Annotated in this window: 17 protein-coding genes and 1 pseudogene; 13 read left to right on the top strand and 5 right to left on the bottom strand. The window is 67.7% G+C overall.

The features are described from left to right. The 6 genes and pseudogenes from OXR08_RS04490 to OXR08_RS04515 form a co-directional block, all read left to right on the top strand. A pseudogene (locus tag OXR08_RS04490) lies at positions 1–203 on the top strand (DNA polymerase Y family protein); the annotation flags it as partial. After that, the gene (locus tag OXR08_RS04495; protein WP_267348038.1) at positions 200–3,523 is read left to right on the top strand and encodes an error-prone DNA polymerase; all 3,324 of its coding nucleotides are present in this window, start codon (positions 200–202) and stop codon (positions 3,521–3,523) included. The pseudogene OXR08_RS04490 and the gene OXR08_RS04495, both read left to right, overlap by 4 nt. A 62-nt stretch (positions 3,524–3,585) precedes the next feature. Next, a complete protein-coding gene (locus OXR08_RS04500) occupies positions 3,586–4,482 on the top strand; it encodes a tetratricopeptide repeat protein (protein ID WP_267348234.1) in 897 nt (298 codons plus the stop codon). Beyond that, the gene (locus OXR08_RS04505) at positions 4,479–5,084 is read left to right on the top strand and encodes an LON peptidase substrate-binding domain-containing protein (protein ID WP_112383883.1); all 606 of its coding nucleotides are present in this window, start codon (positions 4,479–4,481) and stop codon (positions 5,082–5,084) included. The genes OXR08_RS04500 and OXR08_RS04505 overlap by 4 nt, the downstream gene beginning before the upstream one ends. Before the next feature lie 23 nt (positions 5,085–5,107). Continuing rightward, positions 5,108–5,275 (top strand): Trm112 family protein, encoded by a 168-nt coding sequence (locus OXR08_RS04510; RefSeq protein ID WP_149681375.1) that lies wholly within the window; start codon positions 5,108–5,110, stop codon positions 5,273–5,275. 17 nt (positions 5,276–5,292) lie between these two features. Then, a complete protein-coding gene (locus tag OXR08_RS04515; protein WP_267348042.1) occupies positions 5,293–5,946 on the top strand; it encodes a hypothetical protein in 654 nt (217 codons plus the stop codon). A gap of 51 nt (positions 5,947–5,997) precedes the next feature. On the opposite strand, the gene OXR08_RS04520 is transcribed toward OXR08_RS04515, so the two are convergent. Continuing rightward, positions 5,998–7,212, bottom strand: a complete 1,215-nt coding sequence (locus OXR08_RS04520; protein WP_267348044.1) for a UbiH/UbiF/VisC/COQ6 family ubiquinone biosynthesis hydroxylase — start codon at positions 7,210–7,212, stop codon at positions 5,998–6,000. Between the two features lie 110 nt (positions 7,213–7,322). Between OXR08_RS04520 and OXR08_RS04525 the strand changes: the two genes are divergently transcribed. The 5 genes from OXR08_RS04525 to ribA all read left to right on the top strand — a co-directional run bounded on the left by OXR08_RS04525 (position 7,323) and on the right by ribA (position 14,017). After that, on the top strand, positions 7,323–9,635 hold the full coding sequence (locus tag OXR08_RS04525; RefSeq protein WP_112383887.1) for a DNA translocase FtsK: 2,313 nt from the start codon (positions 7,323–7,325) through the stop codon (positions 9,633–9,635). Between the two features lie 86 nt (positions 9,636–9,721). Then, the gene (locus tag OXR08_RS04530) at positions 9,722–11,158 is read left to right on the top strand and encodes a carbohydrate porin (RefSeq protein WP_267348047.1); all 1,437 of its coding nucleotides are present in this window, start codon (positions 9,722–9,724) and stop codon (positions 11,156–11,158) included. Between the two features lie 76 nt (positions 11,159–11,234). Further along, complete coding sequence (locus OXR08_RS04535) at positions 11,235–11,858, top strand: outer membrane lipoprotein carrier protein LolA (RefSeq protein ID WP_267348049.1); 624 nt, start codon at positions 11,235–11,237, stop codon at positions 11,856–11,858. 330 nt (positions 11,859–12,188) lie between these two features. Continuing rightward, positions 12,189–12,971 carry an exodeoxyribonuclease III gene (locus OXR08_RS04540; RefSeq protein ID WP_112383890.1) on the top strand — a complete coding sequence of 261 codons (783 nt, stop codon included), beginning with the start codon at positions 12,189–12,191 and terminating at the stop codon, positions 12,969–12,971. Continuing rightward, a complete protein-coding gene (ribA, locus tag OXR08_RS04545; protein ID WP_267348236.1) occupies positions 12,965–14,017 on the top strand; it encodes a GTP cyclohydrolase II in 1,053 nt (350 codons plus the stop codon). Before OXR08_RS04540 ends, ribA begins: the two co-directional genes overlap by 7 nt. On the opposite strand, the gene OXR08_RS04550 is transcribed toward ribA, so the two are convergent. The 3 genes from OXR08_RS04550 to OXR08_RS04560 are packed head-to-tail and all read right to left on the bottom strand — an operon-like array spanning position 14,012 to position 16,163. After that, positions 14,012–14,809, bottom strand: a complete 798-nt coding sequence (locus tag OXR08_RS04550) for a hypothetical protein (protein WP_112383891.1) — start codon at positions 14,807–14,809, stop codon at positions 14,012–14,014. The two genes, ribA and OXR08_RS04550, sit on opposite strands and share 6 nt — an antisense overlap. A 20-nt stretch (positions 14,810–14,829) precedes the next feature. Beyond that, positions 14,830–15,501, bottom strand: a complete 672-nt coding sequence (locus OXR08_RS04555) for an HAD family phosphatase (protein WP_267348053.1) — start codon at positions 15,499–15,501, stop codon at positions 14,830–14,832. Continuing rightward, entirely contained in the window at positions 15,498–16,163 is a 666-nt protein-coding gene (locus tag OXR08_RS04560; protein ID WP_267348055.1) for a YggS family pyridoxal phosphate-dependent enzyme, read from the bottom strand. The genes OXR08_RS04555 and OXR08_RS04560 overlap by 4 nt, the downstream gene beginning before the upstream one ends. Before the next feature lie 22 nt (positions 16,164–16,185). On the opposite strand from OXR08_RS04560, the gene OXR08_RS04565 reads away from it, so the two are divergent. Then, the gene (locus OXR08_RS04565; protein ID WP_267348057.1) at positions 16,186–16,722 is read left to right on the top strand and encodes a thiamine phosphate synthase; all 537 of its coding nucleotides are present in this window, start codon (positions 16,186–16,188) and stop codon (positions 16,720–16,722) included. On the opposite strand, the gene OXR08_RS04570 is transcribed toward OXR08_RS04565, so the two are convergent. Continuing rightward, a complete protein-coding gene (locus OXR08_RS04570; RefSeq protein WP_346731889.1) occupies positions 16,695–17,402 on the bottom strand; it encodes a porin in 708 nt (235 codons plus the stop codon). The genes OXR08_RS04565 and OXR08_RS04570 overlap by 28 nt on opposite strands. A gap of 236 nt (positions 17,403–17,638) precedes the next feature. Between OXR08_RS04570 and OXR08_RS04575 the strand changes: the two genes are divergently transcribed. Further along, positions 17,639–18,073, top strand: coding sequence for a DUF3576 domain-containing protein (locus tag OXR08_RS04575; protein WP_112383938.1), 435 nt, complete (start codon positions 17,639–17,641; stop codon positions 18,071–18,073). Positions 18,074–18,079 lie beyond the last annotated feature (6 nt).

The raw sequence follows: 18,079 nt of genomic DNA on the forward strand, positions 1-18,079 counted from the left end.
GGCGGCGGCGGTTGCATGATGTGGCGCGGGCCGAGGGACCGGAGCGGATAGCGGGCGAGTGGTGGCGCCGGCAGCAGGCGATCCCGACGCGCGACTATTACCGTGTGGAGGATGTGCGCGGCCGTCGCTTCTGGATCTTCCGCCACGGTCTTTACAGCGAAACCGAACGCCCCCGCTGGTACGTGCACGGCCTGTTTGCATGACACCCGACCCGCCCCGCTTTGCCGAACTGGTCGCGGCGACGAACTTCTCGTTCCTGGACGGGGCCAGTCACGGCGAAGACATGGTGGGTCAGGCGGTTGCGCTGGAACTCGACGGTCTGGGCATCGCCGATCGCAACACCGTGGCCGGCGTGGTGCGCGCGCACAAGGCGATGCGGCTGGCCCGCCAGGGCGCTGCCGCGATCGGGGCGCCCGAACTTCCCTTTCGCCTGGTCGTCGGCGCGCGACTGGTGTTCGCGGATGGCACGCAGGACATCGTCGCCTATCCCGCCACCCGTGCCGGCTGGGCACGGCTGACACGGCTGCTGACCGCCGGAAACCTGCGCGCGCGCAAAGGGGGATGCATCCTCGGGCTGGGCGACCTGATGCGCCATCTGGACGATATGCTGCTGATCGTGCTGCCATATTCGAGCGCACGCCCGGTCGAGCCGATGCCTGACGTCATGCTGCCTCCGATCCGCGCCGATCCGGCGCTGGCGCAAACGCTGCGCCTGCTGCGTGACGCCGCGCCGGGGCAGATATGGCTGGGCATCAGCATGCCGCGTGCCGGCAGCGACCGGCGCCGCCTGACGCGGCTGGCGCGACTGGCAGGATCGATGGGAATACCGCTGCTCGCCACCACCGATGCGCTCTATGCGGAACCGGCCGACCGGTCGTTGCATGACGTGCTGACCTGCATTCGCGACGGCATCACCATACAGCGCGCCGGCCGCCGCCTGGCCGCCAATGCCGAGCGCCACCTGAAGCCCGCGATCGAAATGGCGCGCCTGTTCGCCGACCAGCCCCAGGCGCTGAGCGAAAGCATGGCGATACTGGAGCGCATCGACTTCACGCTGGACCAGCTCTCCTACGAATATCCGCATGAGCCGGTCCCCGATGGCTGGAGCGCACAGGGCTGGCTGGAACACATCACCTGTCAGGCGGCCCTTGCGCGCTTCCCTGACGGCATCCCCCCCAGACTGCAGGCCATGCTGGACGAGGAACTGCCGCTGATCGCCGAGCGGCAATATGCGCATTATTTCCTGACCGTGCACGACATCGTGCATTTCGCGCGTGAACATTGCACGCCGCCGATCCTGTGCCAGGGCCGCGGATCGGCGGCCAATTCGGCCGTCTGTTGGCTGCTCGGCGTGACCTCGGTCGACCCCATGAAGCACGACCTGCTGTTTTCGCGCTTCGTATCGAGCAAGCGCGACGAGCCGCCCGATATCGATATCGATTTTGAGCATGAGCGGCGTGAGGAGGTGATGCAATATATCTATCGCCGTTACGGCCGGCATCGCGCCGCCATTGCCGCGACGGTGATCCATTACCGCCCCAAAAGTGCGGTGCGCGAGGCGGGCAAGGCGCTGGGCCTGACCGAAGACGTGACCCAGCGGCTGACCAGCACCGTCTGGGGCAGCTTCGCCGATCATTTCGAGGAAAGGCGATTCAAGGAAACCGGCTTCAGCCTCGACAATCCCGAGATTGCGCGACTGCGCACCAGTGTCGATGCGCTGCTGCGCTTTCCGCGTCACCTGTCGCAGCATGTCGGCGGCTTCGTGTTGACCCAGGGCCGGCTGGACGAAACGGTGCCGATCCATAACGGCGCGATGGAGGACCGCACCTTTATCGAATGGGACAAGGACGATATCGACGAACTGAAGATCATGAAGGTCGACATCCTGGCGCTCGGCATGCTGACCTGCATCCGCAAGGCGTTCGACCTGATGGAGCATCACGGTCTCGGCCGTCACGAATTGAACGCTGTCGCCGTGGACGAAGACCCGCGCGTCTATGCCATGCTGCAAAAGGGCGACAGCATCGGCGTCTTCCAGGTGGAAAGCCGTGCACAGATCAACATGCTGCCGCGCCTGAAGCCAAAGGAGTTGTACGACCTCGTCATTCAGGTGGCGATCGTGCGGCCGGGGCCGATCGAGGGCGACATGGTGCATCCCTATTTGCGCCGCCGCTCGGGCAAGGAAGCGGTGATCTATCCTTCGCCCCACCCCGATCACGGCCCGGCAAACGAGCTCGAACAATTGCTGGGCAAGACCTTCGGCGTGCCGCTGTTCCAGGAACAGGCGATGAAGCTCGCCATCGTCGCCGCCAAGTTCACACCCGAGGAAGCCAATCTGCTGCGCAAGGCGATGCAGACCTTCAAACGGACCGAAGGCATCCAGAATTTCGAAGCCAAGCTGGTCGAAGGCATGGTGAACCGCGGCTATCCCCGCGACTTTGCCGAACGCTGCTACAAGCAGATCGAAGGGTTCGGCTCCTACGGCTTTCCCGAAAGCCATGCCCTGTCCTTCGCCCGGCTGGTCTATGTCTCGTCGTGGATCAAATGCTTCCATCCGGCGGTGTTCGCCTGTGCGATCCTCAACTCGCAACCGATGGGTTTCTACGCGCCGGCCCAACTGGTCCGCGATGCGATCCAGCATGGGGTAAAGGTCCATCCGGTCGATGTGAACGCCAGCACGTGGGACAATACACTCGAAGACTTCGCACTCCGCCTGGGCTTCCGCCAGATCGACGGGTTCCGCGAAGCCTGGGCGGCGCAGATCGTCGCGCATGCCCCTTACGCCGCGATCGAGGATCTCGCCGCGCGCGCCGGCCTGCCGCAACGCGCCCTGACCCTGCTTGCGGATGCCGATGCCTATCGCTCGCTGGGGCGCGATCGCCGTACCGGCCTGTGGGAGGCGCGACGCACGCCACCCAGGCAGCTTCCCCTCTTCGCCGCGATGGAGGCGCCCGAACTTGCCCCCGAACCCGATGCGAAGCTGCCGCCCATGCCCCTCGCCGAGCAGGTCGCGAACGACTACCGCGCCACCCGCCTCTCGCTCAAAGGACATCCGATGGCGTTTCTCCGCCCGCTTTTCGCGGCCGAGGGCGTGCTGTCCTGCCGCGATGCGGAGGCGATGCGCGATGGCACTCGCGCCCGGGTGGCCGGCGTGGTCCTGGTCCGCCAGCGCCCCGGCAAGGGCAATGCGATATTCGTCACGATCGAGGATGAGACGGGGATCGTCAATGCGCTGATGTGGGCGCGTGATTTCGAGGCGAACCGGCGTGCGGTGATGGCGGCGCGGCTGATGGTGCTGCACGGGGTGATCCAGCGCAGCGAGGAAGGGGTGATCCACCTGATGACGGTGCGCGTCGACGATCGCAGCGACGAGCTTGCCCGCCTGTCCGACGGCCAGCCGATGACGCCGCCGATCGCACGTGCCGACGGCGTGCTGCGCCCGGTCTATACGCGCAGCCCCGACCCGCGCGCCGCCCATCCCCGCGATACCCGTCTGTTGCCGAAGTCGCGGGACTTCCATTGATCGCACGAAGCGCCCACATAGGCGCACAAGAAGAACAGGAGTTGCACTTGGCCACCTTGGGAATGTCCGCCGCCGAGAAGGACGCGGTCACCGCGTTCCGCCACGACGTCGTCGAACCGTCGATGACGAAGCTGGTGATCCTGGATTTCTGGGCGGAATGGTGCGGGCCGTGCAAGGCGCTGACCCCGATCCTGGAAAAGGTCGCCGCCGCCTATGCCGACAAGGGCGTGGTGCTGGCCAAGGTCGATACCGACAAGAACCAGTTCATCGCCACGCAATTCCAGATCCGTTCGATCCCGACCGTGTACGCGATGTTCCAGGGTCAGTTGGTTGCCGACCTGACCAGCGCGCGCACCGAAAGCGCGCTGCGTACCATGCTGGACCAGTTGCTGCGCCAGTTGCCGATCCAGTCCGAGGCGGGCGAGGCTGAGGCCGAACTGGAACCGCTGATCGCCATGGCCGAAGAGGTGCTGGGCGAGGGCGATGCCGAGCGTGCGCTGGCGATCTTCGACCAGCTGGTCGAGATGGCGCCCGAGCATCCCGCCGTCCTGTCCGGCCGCATCCGCGCGCTGGTCGCGGCCGGCCGCAACGACGAGGCGGAAGCCGCGATCGCCGCGTTGCCCGAGGAACTGGCCAAGGATGCCGGCATCCAGCGGGCGCAGGCGACGCTGGCCCTTGCCCGCTCCGCGCCGCCGGTGGCGGACCATGCCGGGCTGGCCGCCGATGTGCAGGCCAACCCGGACGATCATGAAAAGCGCTTCGCACTCGCCAATGCCCAGATGGCCGCGGGCGACCGCGACGGCGCGGCGGACAATCTGCTCCACATCGTCGCCGCCGACCGGACATGGAACGAGGACGCCGCGCGCCAGCAGCTCCTGAAGCTGTTCGAGGTGGTGGGGATGACCGACCCCTGGGTTTCGCAACAGCGCCGGCGGCTGTCGGCGATCCTGTTCGGATGACCAGGCTTTCGATCTTCCCGCTGCCGGGGGCGCTGCTGTTTCCCGGCATGCACCTGCCGCTGCATATCTTCGAGCCGCGCTACAGTGCCATGGTCTCGGATGCGATGGCGCGTGACCGGCGCATCGGGATGATCCAGCCTTCGGGCGAGGGCGAGGTGCCGGCGCTCTACAATCTCGGCTGCGTCGGCAAGATCGCCGAGGTCGAGGCGCTGGACGAGGGACGCTACAACATCATCCTGGAGGGCGTGGCGCTGTTCCGCGTCGTGCGCGAGTTGAAGGTATCCACCCCCTTCCGCCAGGTTGAGGCCGAGTTGCTGGCGGTCGAGGATGACGAGCAATTGTCGATCGCCCGCCGTTCGTCGCTGGAAATGGAGTCGCGCCGCTTCGCCGATCTTCAGGGCTATGCGGTCGATTGGGAAGCGGTCAGCCGGCTGGACGATATGAGCCTGGTCAACGGCATCGCTCAGATCGCCCCCTTCGACTCCGCCGCCAAGCAGGCGTTGCTGGAGGCAAGCGATATCGAGACGCGCGCCGAGCTCATCATCCAGCTGATGCAATTCTTCGGCCGCCACGACGGCGAAGACCGGGTGACGCTGCAATGAGGAAGGGCAATGAGGAACGGGCAATGACCCTCGACCCCTGGCTGCTCGAACGCCTCGTCTGTCCGGTGACGCGCCAGCCCCTGCGCCATGACGAAGCCGCGCAGGAACTGGTGAGCGAAGCCGCCGGCCTCGCCTATCCGATCCGCGACGGCATTCCCGTGATGCTGGTGGAAGAGGCTCGGGAAATCTGACGATGGTTGGGGCTGGCGTGCTGGCATGGCTGCTGTTGTCGCAAATTGCAGCCGCCCCCGGCGATCGCCCCGTCACCGATCTTACGACCGAACAACTGGCAAGCCGCCTCTTTGACACGCCGCCCGCCGACATCGTGTCGCACAGGGTGTTCAGGGACTCCCCTTTTCCGGACAATTACAGCATCCGGTTCTATTCGCGCGTTGAGCCTTTTGGCGACGGGCTTTGCCGGCGTCATGGCTATTATATCGGGATGAGCGACGATCATCCCCGCGGCGCGCCGGTTCCGCAGGAGGAGCTGGCGATCGCGCAGGATTGCGCCCTGGTCCCGGCCGATGGCTTTGCCCATGTCCAGCCGGCCGCGGCGCTCGATGCGGCTGCCACCACGCTGCGCTGGCTCAAGGATCGTCAACGCCGCGGTGGCGCCGAGCGCATCCTTTGCCGCCACTCGCAATTTGCGCCAAATCCCTGCACCAGGGGTGCGGCCCACACGCTCAAGGCCTTGCCGCTGGACCGCATCTTCGTCGTGGATCGGGGCCGGGCCCCCGGTGCCTGGACCATTGCGGTGATGCCGGAGGGGCCGGGCCAGCTGTTTTACGATGTCACGCTGGAACGCGGCGATCGCAGCGAACCGGTAATCACCATCGAGTGGAAGGCGCCGGCCCCGTTCTGACAGGACCTGAAAATAGGCTGGTCCCGGCCCCGAAATCCGTCCGCGCCGATCCTAAACCAGCACGCCCTGCAACAGCTTGGGCAGTTCCCCGCTTTCGCCGCGCGCTTCCGCCATGAAGCGGCCTTTCAGCGGCGGGATGCGATTTACCGCGGAGATACCGAAGCGCCGTACCGCGCTCGCCGTCCTGCCCGGAACGCCGAACAGGCGGTTGAGCACGTCGGTCGCCACCGCGACCATCATCGTGTCGAGGCCCCGCCACTGCTGGTAGCGCGCCAGCAGCGCGGCATCGCCCAGGTCCAGCCCGGTGCGCTTGCCCTCCACCAGCACCTCGACCAAGGCGGCCACGTCGCGGAAGCCCAGGTTGAGGCCCTGCCCCGCGATCGGGTGGATGCCGTGCGCGGCGTCGCCGACCAGCACCAGCCGCTCCGCCGTCACCCGCGCGGCATGGTGGAAGCCGAGCGGGTAGCTCGCACGCGGCGAGGCGTGGCTGAGTTTGCCCAGAAATCCGCCCATCTGCTTTTCCGCCTCCGCCAGAAAGGCGCGGTCGGACAGTTTGAGCATCGCCGGACCATCGGCACCCTTGACCGACCAGACGATCGCGGAGCGGTGGCCGATCTCGTCGTCGGGCAGCGGCAACAGCGCGAAGGGACCGGTCGGATAGAAGATTTCGAACGCGATGTTTTCGTGGGCACGTTCATGGTGGAAGGCACCGATGATCGCGGCATGATCATACTTCCAGCGCGCCACGGTGATCCCGGCGGCCTCGCGCGTCGGCGAGTTGCGCCCCTCCGCCGCGACCAGCAACGGCGCACGGATCACGTCGCCGGTATCCAGCGTCACGGTCACGCCGGCGGGGCCGCGCTCGACATGGGTGGCGCGCGTCTTCATGCGCAGGTCGACGCCGTCCGCCGCCACTGCGGCCTCATGGATCGCGGTGCGCAGCAGCTTGTTCTCGAACATCGTGCCGAGCGCACCGTCATCGGCGTCGGGAATGAAATCGAGCGCCCCCGGCTCCAGCCCGTCGCTGACCCGGATGTGCCGGATCGCGCAGCCCTTGCCGGCGAGCCGTGACCCGATGCCGATCGCATCCAGCATCCGCCCGCTGGCGCTGGCCACCGCAGAGGCGCGGCCGTCGAAGCCGGGCGCCAGCGTGACCGCCGGATCGGCGGGGTCGATGATGATCGCGTTGAGCCCATGCGCGGCAAGCCCGACCCCCAGGGTCGCACCCACCAAACCGCCGCCCAGGATGATGACGTCGCTGTTCATGCCTCGCTCTACCTCCCGCAGCGCTCCGCTACAACGCCGCTCCCTTGACGCCGCTCCCCCCGCGCGCAATGGTTTTCGCCGTTTCTTCAGGATATCCGGGGTTTTCGACCATGGCGAGCCGCGCGCAGCCCGTATTGTGGCGCGAGACGATGAAGGCGGGCGCGGTGCGCAGCGGCGCACTGGTCACCGCCATCGCGATCTTCGTCACCACCGCGATCCTTGCCCTGGCGCTGGCCAGCTATCACGGCAACGACCCGGCGCTGAACACCGCGTCGGGCGCATCACCCGCCAATCTGGTCGGTCATCCCGGTGCCTGGATCGCCGATGTCGCGCTGAGCCTGTTCGGTCCGGCGGTGGCGCTGCTGCTGCCGATCGGCCCGATCCTGGGGCTGCGGCTGTGGCGCGACCTGCCGCTGGGGCGCTGGGTCCGCATGTTGCGCAGCGCAACTTTGGGCGTTGCGCTGATGGCGAGCGCCTTGGCCTTCGTGTCCGATGCATCGGTGATGGCGCTGCCCGCCGGCTGGGGCGGCATCGTCGGCCTGGCCGTCGCCGGATCGGTCGACTGGGCGCTGGCCTTTATCGGCGAGCCGGTCGCGGCGCTGTGGATCGCACGCGGCATCGGGCTGGCGCTCGCCGTGGCCGGTATCCTTGTCTGGGGCCGCAGCCTGGAGATCGACCTGGGCGACCGCCGCTTCCGCTTCCGCCGCCGCCGTGCGCGGGCCGATGCACTGGCCGGCGAGGACGCGTGGATGGGCGACGAGGAGGATGACGAGGAGCCACTGACGCTGGCGCGCCGCGCCCTGCCGCAGCGTGCGCCGGCGGAGGCCGATCCGCGTCCCGCCCCCGTCATCGCCGATCGCCAGATCGCGCCGGCCCCGGCCAAGGCCAAGGCGCAAGGCCCCGCGGAACCGCGCGACAGCTATGTGCTGCCCGATCTCGACCTGCTGGTGGAGGCGCCGCCCTCCTCCGCGGGGCCGGTCGACAAGGCCGCGCTGGAGCGCAACGCCCGCCTGCTCGAAAATGTGCTGGACGACTTCAAGGTGCAGGGCGCGATCACCGAGGTGCGCCCCGGCCCTGTCGTGACGATGTACGAGCTGGAACCCGCGCCCGGCATCAAGGCCAGCCGCGTTATCGCGCTGGCCGACGACATCGCGCGCAACATGTCCGCCATCTCGGCGCGCGTCGCGGTGATCCCGGGTCGCAACGTCATCGGCATCGAACTGCCCAATGCCAAGCGCGAATCGGTCAGCCTGCAGGAGCTGGTCGGCTCGCAAAGCTTCGAGGATCAGGCGGCGCAACTGCCGATCATCCTAGGCAAGAACATTGCGGGCGATCCCGTCGTCGCCGACCTGGCGCCGATGCCGCACCTGCTGGTCGCGGGTACCACCGGATCGGGCAAGTCGGTCGGCCTGAACTGCATGATCCTGTCGCTGCTCTACCGGCTGACCCCGGACCAGTGCCGGATGATCATGATCGATCCGAAGATGCTGGAACTCAGCATGTATGACGACATCCCCCATCTGCTGTCGCCGGTCGTCACCGATCCGGCAAAGGCGGTGCGCGCGCTGAAATGGGCGGTGGAGACGATGGAGGACCGCTACCGCCAGATGTCGTCGGTCGGCGTGCGCAGCCTCGCCAGCTTCAACGACAAGGTGCGCGCGGCGCGTGCCAAGGGCCAGCCGCTCGGCCGCAAGGTGCAGACCGGCTATGGCGAGAACGGCCAGCCGCTCTACGAGGAGGAGCAGCTCGATTATCAGGTGCTGCCGCAGATCGTCGTCATCGTCGACGAGCTGGCCGACCTGATGATGACCGCGGGCAAGGAGGTCGAATTCCTGATCCAGCGCCTCGCGCAAAAGGCGCGTGCGGCGGGCATCCACCTGATCATGGCGACGCAGCGCCCCTCGGTCGACGTCATCACCGGCGTCATCAAGGCGAACCTGCCGACGCGCATCTCCTTTCACGTCACCTCCAAGATCGATTCGCGCACCATTCTGGGCGAACAGGGTGCCGAACAGCTGCTGGGGCGCGGCGACATGCTCTACATGCCCGGCGGCAAGGGCATCGTCCGCGTCCACGGCCCCTTCGTCTCGGATGACGAGGTGCATGCGGTCGCCGATCACTGGCGCTCGCAAGGATCGCCCGATTACATCTCGTCGGTCACCGAGGAGCCGGCGGAAAGCTTCGCACTGGACGGTGCGCCCACCGGCGAGGATTCGGCGGAGGACCAGCAGTACCGCGCTGCGATCCAGCTCGTCTGCGAAAGCCAGAAGGCGTCCACCTCCTGGCTCCAGCGCCAGCTTCGCGTCGGCTACAACTCGGCGGCGCGCCTGATCGAGCGGATGGAAACCGACGGCGTCGTCAGCCGCCCCGACCATGTCGGCCGGCGCGAGGTACTGCGCGATACCGAGGGGCATCCGATCTGATCGGGGAACGATCGTAACGCTGCCGGACCTTTCCATGCTTCAATCGGTTGTCGGTCGGACAAGGATTCGAAACGGGGTTGGACTGAATGCGCAAGGATCGTGTGGCCGCGGCGGTGCTGGCGGGCATGCTATGGACGGGGAGCGCGCATGCGCAGCAGGTCGATGTCGGCGCATCCCCACCGCCCCCCGAAACCGCGCAGCAACCGCCCGAGACGAGCAGCGCGGACACGCAGCGCCAGCCGAACACGGGCGCCGGCCGATCGCCGCGCAACCGCCAGCGCGATACCTCGCCCTCCGCGCTGACCGCCGATACGCAGAACGCGCCGCCGCCCGGGCTGATCGGCGACTGGCAGGAGATCCGGACGCGGCTCGGCCGGCGCGGCATCGGCCTGACCGCGCGCTACGCGTCGGAGAGCGGCTATAATTTCGCTGGCGGCACGCGAAAGCTGTTTCGGGAGACGGGCCAGTTCGACGTCGGCACGCTGCTCGATCTCGAAAAGCTGATCGGGCTGGGCGGCGGTGCGTTCCAGGCGACGGTCACGTGGCGCCGCGGCTACGACCTGACAATGGATGCCGGGCTGGGCACGCTGCAACAGGTGCAGGAAGTCTATGGCCGCGGCCAGACGGTGCGCGTGACGCAGCTTTGGTACGAACAGAAGATCGGCCCTGCGGTAGAGATCAAGCTGGGCCGGACGAATCCGGGCGAGGACTTCGCGGTCTTCTCCTGCCACTTCATGAATCTCAGCTTTTGCGGCGCCCAGCCCGGCAATCTGAACGGCAGCTACTGGCAGAACTGGCCCATCGGCCAATGGGGGGCGCGCGTGCGGGTGGACCTGCCCCGCGACTTCTACGTGCAGACCGCGGCGTACGAGATCAATCCGCGCAACCTGGAAAACCACTTCTTCATCGCGCATTTCAAGGGCGCGACCGGCGTGCTGGTGCCGGTGGAGGGCGGGTGGTCGCGCGGTGGCGACGACGGCCATGTCGGATCGTACAAGATCGGCGGCTGGATCGCGACGGAGCATGGCGACGACGTGTTCCTGGACGTGAACCGCCGTCCGATCGCGATCACCGGCATGGACCCGCTGCGCCGCGACAGCCGCTACGGCGTCTACTTCACGATGCAGCAGCAGCTTACCGGCGAGTCGAAGGACGGCAAGGCGATGAACGGCCTGTCGATGTTCGCCAACGTCACGCAGGCGGATCGCCGGACGAGCGTCACCGACAACCAGGTGGCCCTCGGCCTGTTCTACAAGGGGCTGGTGCCGCATGTGCCCGGCGACGTGCTGGGTGTCGGCATTGCGCGTACCAACGTCAACGGACGCGTGGCGGCCGGGCAGCGACTCGATCCCGCCCGTCCGGCGGTACAGGGCGCCGAATATGCCGCCGAGGTCTATTACAGCATCCACCCCGCCGACTGGCTCGAGATGCGGCCGAACCTGCAATATATCCATCATCCCGGCGGCGTCGCGGCGGCCGACGACGTGGCGGTGCTGGGCATGAAGGCGGCCATCACACTGTAGCCGCAACCGAAAACGCGCGGGAGTTCACAGCCGGTTCAACGCGGATGGGACAAGCCCCCGCTCCAAGGAGACATGCATGTTCGTTTCGCGTTCCATCCTCGCCCCCGTCGCGGCGGCGGTCGCGCTGATGCCCGCCCCCGTTCTGGCGCAGGCGACCGGCGATCTGGCCGCGGTCCAGCGGCACCTTCAGTCGGTGACGACGATGACCGCCGATTTCAGCCAGACCGATCGCGCCGGCAAGGTGCTGACCGGCACGGTGACGCTGAAGAAGCCGGGCAAGATCCGCTTCCAATATGAAAAGGGCGTGCCCCTGCTGATCGTGGCGGAGGGCGGCGCATTGACCTTTATCGACTATTCGGTGCGGCAGGTGCAGCGCTGGCCGATCCGCAATTCGCCGCTGGGCGTGCTGCTCGATCCCGATCGCGACATCACGCGGTTCGCCAAGATCGTGCCTTCGACGGATCAGCGTCTGGTCTCGGTCGAGGCGAACGATCCGAAGCATCCCGAATATGGCCGGATCACGCTGGTCTTCGCGCGCGATTCGGCGGCCCCCGCCGGATTGATGCTGCAAGGCTGGGTGGCGCTGGACGGCCAGAATAATCGCACCACGATTCGCCTGTCGAACCAGCGCTTCGGCGTGCCGGTCAGCGACAGTACGTTCCGCTGGAACGACCCGCGGAGAGGTGGACGACAAAACTGAATGGAAACCAACAGTTTCATTCATCCGGGCGACAGGTAGGTCGGCCTAATACCGGTCTTGCGGTTGTGGAGCGTCCGGGATTTCCCCCCTGTTGCCCGGATTGTTGACCACATCCCGCCTGCGTGACGAACGCTAGGTCGGCCCTCGCTCCATGCCCCCGGAGCGGGGGCCTTTCTGCGTAGGGATCGAGCATGCTGCGTATCTCGCTCCCCGAGCACGGCCGGGGGGCGCAGCCCCTCCGACGACGCGGGCTTCGCCCGCGGCGCGCGCCGATTGAACGAGAACCCCACAACCTTGCCCCCTCTCCCGCCCCCGCCTAGATGGATCGGCGTGAAGATCGTCTCCTGGAACATCAATTCCGTCCGCTTCCGGATCGCCATCGTCGAGCAGTTCCTGCGCGAGGTCGAACCCGACATCCTGTGCCTTCAGGAAACGAAGGTGATCGACAGCGACTTCCCGTTCGATGCGTTTCGCGCGCTCGGCTACCGCCACATCGTCATCCACGGCCAGCGCATGCACCACGGCGTCGCAATCCTGTCGCGGGTGCCCATCGTCGAGGACGACCGGCTGGACTGGCAGGCGAACAGGGAAGCCCGCCATGTCGGCGTGCGACTGCCCAATGGGGTGCGGCTGGAGAATGTCTATATCCCGGCCGGCGGTGACGTTCCCGACCGCGAGGTGAATCCGAAGTTCGGACAGAAGCTCGATTTTCTCGGCCGCATGATCGATTGGTCGCAGGCGCTGGACTGCCCGACGATCCTGACCGGCGACTTCAACATCGCGCCGCTCGAATCGGACGTGTGGAGCCACAAGCAACTGCTCGACGTCGTCAGCCACACGCCGATCGAGGTGGAGACGCTGGCGCGGCTTCAGGCATCGAACGACTGGGTCGACCTCGGCCGCCACTTCGTGCCCGCGCCGACGCGGCTTTATACCTGGTGGAGCTACCGCGCGAAGGATTGGGCGGCCTCCGACCGTGGTCGTCGGCTCGATCACATGTGGGCAACGCGCGACGTGGCCGCACAGGCGTCCGGACATACCGTGTTCGAGGCGTGCCGCAGTTGGCTGAAGCCATCGGATCACATCCCGATCATGACCGAGTTCGACTGGTGAGCGACGCCCGTGCCGCCGCCCGCGCGATCGATGCCCTGCGCCGTGGCTGGCCGATCGCGATCGACGGGATCACGCTGCTCGCGGTGGAAACCGCCGATCCGGGACGGCTGGCGGCGTTCGATACCGAGGGGGCCGCGGGCATCCTGATCTCGTCGGGGCGCGCCGCGACGCTGAAGCTGGCCAACCAGGTGGAGGCCGCCGATCCCGATTCGCCGGTCCTGGTCGAACGCGCGCCGTGGATCGATTTCCCGGCCGCCACCGCATTGGCCGATCCGCAGCTCGATCTCGCGACGCCGCTGAAGGGGCCCTATCGCACGCTGCACCTGCCCGATGCACGACCGGCGAGCGCTGCCCTGCGCCTTGCCCGCATTGCCGGGCTGCTCCCTGCCTTCTTCCTGGGCGGCACCGCCGCGCCGGAGGTTGCGCTCAGCGCAGCCGATATCGACGCGCACGAGGATGCCGACCGCCTCGCCATCGCCACGCGCGCCCGCCTGCCCGTCGCGGGGGCGGAGGATGCCGAGATCGTCGCCTTTCGATCGCCCGAAAGCGCGGACGAGCATGTCGCGCTGCTGATCGGCCAGCCGAATGGCGCGCCGCCGCTGGTGCGCCTGCACAGCGAATGCCTGACCGGCGACGTGCTGGGCAGCCTGAAGTGCGATTGCGGGCCCCAGCTTCATGCCGCGATCCACGCCATCGCCGACTCGGGCTGGGGCATCCTGCTCTATCTGCGGCAGGAGGGACGCGGGATCGGCCTGGTCAACAAGCTGCGCGCCTATCGTCTGCAGGATCAGGGATTCGACACGGTCGATGCCAACACCCGGCTCGGCTTCGCGATCGATGCGCGGGACTTCGGCGTCGCCGCGCGCATGCTGGCGCTCATGGGGCAGGATAGGGTGCGGCTGTTGACCAACAACCCCGCCAAGGTCGCCGGGCTGGAGGCCGCCGGCATCGTCGTCGCCGAGCGCGTGCCGCACAAGCTGCCCCCCAATCCGCACAATGCGCAGTATCTCGCCACCAAGCGCGACCGCACCGGCCACCAGCTATAGGGCGTCCTCGCGCAGCTTGCGCAGCCGGCCATGGACGCCCCGGCATTCGCGCGAGGGGCCGATCGCCCAGCTTCGGTCCGCCGCCTGCTGCGCCAGATCGAGATGCGCCGGATCGCGGCGCAGCTCGTACAGGTCCAACCACAAGGCGGCACGCTGCGTGAACAGCACCCCTTGCGCCGAGGGGGACAGGTCATGGTCGCGCCGTTGCAGGATTTCGGTGCCGGCCAGGGCGTTCTCGATTTCGCCGAGTTCGCGCAGGCACGCGACATGCTCGATCAGGATATCGGCCGGAACGCTGCCTCCCGCCAACCGGCGCCAGTGATCGGTGAAGCGCAGGACGATGCGGGGCGACCCGTATTTGCGCGCCAGTGCGGTCGTCCGCCGGCGATCGGCCAGCTTTGGCAGCACGCCGCGTTCGATGCTGTCGATCGCGCCCGCCAGATCGGCGACGTCGCCCGCCTCGATCCGCCCCGCCATGCCGAAGGTCGCGATCCGCCGCACCGCCGCGTCCCGCGCGCGGTCGCCATCGGTGACGTTCGCCGCGATCGCGGCGCGCAGCCGGCCGTCGGTGCTGACCACATAGCGGCCGCGCAGCGGATAGGCACGGACATGCCCGGCGCGGTCCTCGACATGGATCTGCAACGCATGAGGATCGCAGGAGCGGATGACCATGGCGGCATCGGGATCGTCGCGATAGGCGCTGCACCCCGGCAGGGCCGCCAGGATCGCCGCGGCGCCGGGGCGGGCAAGCAGGTCGGCGATCGCGTCGCCCTCGAACTCATCCTCGTCCATCCCCCACTCCCCCCGATCGATCAGTCGCGCAGCCCCAGCGCCGCCCGCACCCCAGCAAAATCATGCGCGATCGCCTGTACGCCCAGTGCCCGCAGGCGCGCGTCATGGCCGATGCCGCAATGTTGCCCGGCGCACAGGCCGATGACGAACGCCCCGCTCGCCACCGCGCCGGTCGCCCCGACCGGCGAATCCTCCAGGATCGCACACGCCCCGATCGGCACGCCCAGCCGGTCGGCGGCATAGAGATACAGGTCGGGCGCCGGCTTGCCGCGGGCGACATGCTCGCGCCCGCTATAGACATGCTCCCCGAACACGTCGCGCAGCCCGATATGGCGCAGATGCCGGTCGATCCAGTCGCTATGGCTGGACGAGACGATCGCCTTGGGCAGGTCCGCGGGTAGCGACCGGACAAAGGCGACCGCGCCCGCCACCGCGTCCACACCCGCCTCCATCACGCGCCGATTTTCCACCTCGCGCGCCTCGCGGAAGCTGTCGGGCAAGGCACGACCGATCCGCGCCTCGATCGCCGACACGAAATCGGGTCCGGCCAGCCCCATATAATGCGCCATCGCCTCCTCGGGCGTATGCGGATGGCCATTGGCGCTCAGCCATTCGGCGAGATGGCGATTGCCCTCATATTCGCTCTCGATCAGGACGCCGTCGAAATCGAACAGCAGCGCGTCATGGTTCATGCCCGCACTCCGAACAGCGCGCTGCCGATGCGGACATGCGTCGCCCCGATCGTCACCGCGGTTTCGAAATCCTCGCTCATTCCCATGCTCAAGCCCTCCAGCCCGTGATCCCGCGCCAGTTTCGCCAGCAAAGCGAAATAGGGCGCCGCATCCAGTCCTGCGGGCGGCACCGCCATCAATCCTTTCACCGGCAATCCCGCACTCTGCGCCCCGGCCAGCAGCGCCGGCAGATCGGCGATGGCACATCCGCCCTTTTGCGCCTCTTCGCCGATATTCACCTGGATAAAGCAATCGGGCCGGCGCCCCTGCCGCGCCATCGCCTCGGCCAGCGCCTGCACCAGTGACGGGCGATCGACGCTGTGGATCGCATCGAACAACGCCACCGCGTCCGCCGCCTTGTTCGACTGGAGCTGACCGACCAGATGCAGCGTGACATCGGGATAGGCCTCACGCAGCGCCGGCCATTTGCCCTGCGCCTCCTGCACGCGATTTTCGCCGAAGACGCGGTGCCCTGCCTCCAGCAGCGGCAGGATCGCTTCGGGGCCTTGCGTCTTGGAGATCGCGATCAGCGTCACCGCATCCGGCCGGCGGTCGGCGATGCGGGCGGATCGGGCGATACGGTCGGTGATGGCGGCAAGTGCGCCGGCGCTGTCCTCGGTCATGCCGCGCGCTATAAGCCGGGCGATGGCCCACCGATACCCCGTGACCTGGTTGATGACCGACGAGCGGCTGGGTGACGCGCTATGGCAGGCACTCCGCGCGCTGCCGCCCGGATCAGGCGTCGTGTTCCGCCATTATGCCACTCCGCGCCGCGCCCGCCACGCGCTGCTGCGTCGCCTATGGCGGCTGACCCGGGCAAGACGGCTCGTGCTGGTGGTCGCCCGTGGCCCCGCGATCGGTGAAGGACGTCATGCCGCCCCCTGTCCGGCCGGGCTCACGACCTGGCCGGCACATGACGACCGCGAGGCGATCATCGCATCGCGCGTGGGCGCGGACATGCTGTTCGTCTCGCCGGTCCACCCCACCCGCTCGCATCCGGGCGAAGGCGCGCTGGGCGCGGGGCGGGCCGCGCGAATCGGCGCACGCCTCGATCTGCCGCGGATCGCCCTAGGCGGTATGGACGCCCGGCGATTCAGGCGCCTGCGCGGATTTCACGGATGGGCAGCGATCGACGCCTGGCGGCCCCGCCCCGATCAGAAGCGGAAGGCGGTGCCCAGATAGACGGCCTGGCTGTCGCGGCGTTCGTCGACGCGCGTCAAGCGCTCCCGATCGGAGCGATACCGCACGCCCGCCGTCACATCCAGATTGCGGGTCAGCGAATAGGAGCCGCCGACATCCAGCGCATAGCTGGACATGTCGTCGACCAGAGCCGGGCCATTCTGCATCGGCCGGTCGGCCATCGCCTTTACCCGGCCGGTGAAGCGCGTACCCGAATAGCTGACCGCGACATCGGCGGCCTCGCGGCTGCCGGGCAGGCCCGCCAGATCGACGCGATTGACGTCGCCGGACACCGCAAACTGCTTCCAGCCGACAGCGACGCCCAGATTATAGGAGATCGGCGTCAGCCCCACGACCGGCGAGGTGACCGCCGCGACCTTGGTTTCGGCGGATCGGGTGGTCTGCGCCTTTACCGCGACGCTGACCGAGCGATTCCCGCGCTGGGTCTCGGCCGGCGTGAAACGGAAGTCGCCCGCATCGATCCCGCCGCGTGCGAACACGGCGGCGAGTCGCGGGTCGGCCGACGACGGCGTGAAGCCCGCGCCCCCGCGGAACGAGAAGCCGGCGCGCTTGGGGGGCAGCTTGTTGCGCACTTCGGTGGCGCCGAACGCGGGCGCGACGAGCGCACCGGCAGCGACCAGCGCTCCCGCAGCAATCCCGATCATCACCCGACCGATCTTCACGACCGAACCCCTCAGCTCCCCTGTGGAAGATGCGCCTAACACGAAATGCCCCGGTAGCGATCCCATTCAAGAGGACAGTTATACGATTCCCGGCCGAATCTGTCGGAGTGTTGCATTACTCACACAATGCGGGTCCTCAGCTTCAGGCCAGGGCGTGGTGCCGCCACCGCTTGCCGGGGTGACGGCGCCCCTGTAGAGGCCGTATCAACCCTTATTCCTATTTCAGGATGTTGCCGATGCTTCGCCGTTCAGCCACCGCGTTCGCGGTTCTTGCCGCCTTGTCGCTGGGCGCCTGTGCCGGCGGCGGCGATCGGCCCACGGGCGATCTGGCGGCGTCCAAGGTCACCACGATCGGCGTGAACAGCTATCTGTGGCGCGCCAGCCTCGACGCGCTCAGCTTCATGCCGCTGGTGCAGACCGATTCCAATGGCGGCGTCATCGTCACCGACTGGTACGTCAATCCGCAGGTCCCGACCGAGCGGATGAAGGTCACCGTCACCATCCTCGACCAGGATCTGCGTGCCGATGCGCTGCGCGTCGCGGCGCTGCGCGAGGTGAACCGCGGGGGCCAGTGGGTGGCCGCGCCCGTCGCGGCGGCAACCACGCAGAAGCTGGAAGACATCATCCTGACCAAGGCACGCGACCTGCGCCGCGGCGCCATTTCGGGCTAAGCGGCG

The sequence above is a fragment of the Sphingomonas sp. GM_Shp_2 genome (genome assembly GCF_026540875.1).
GTDB classification, from domain to species: Bacteria; Pseudomonadota; Alphaproteobacteria; order Sphingomonadales; family Sphingomonadaceae; genus Sphingomonas; species Sphingomonas carotinifaciens.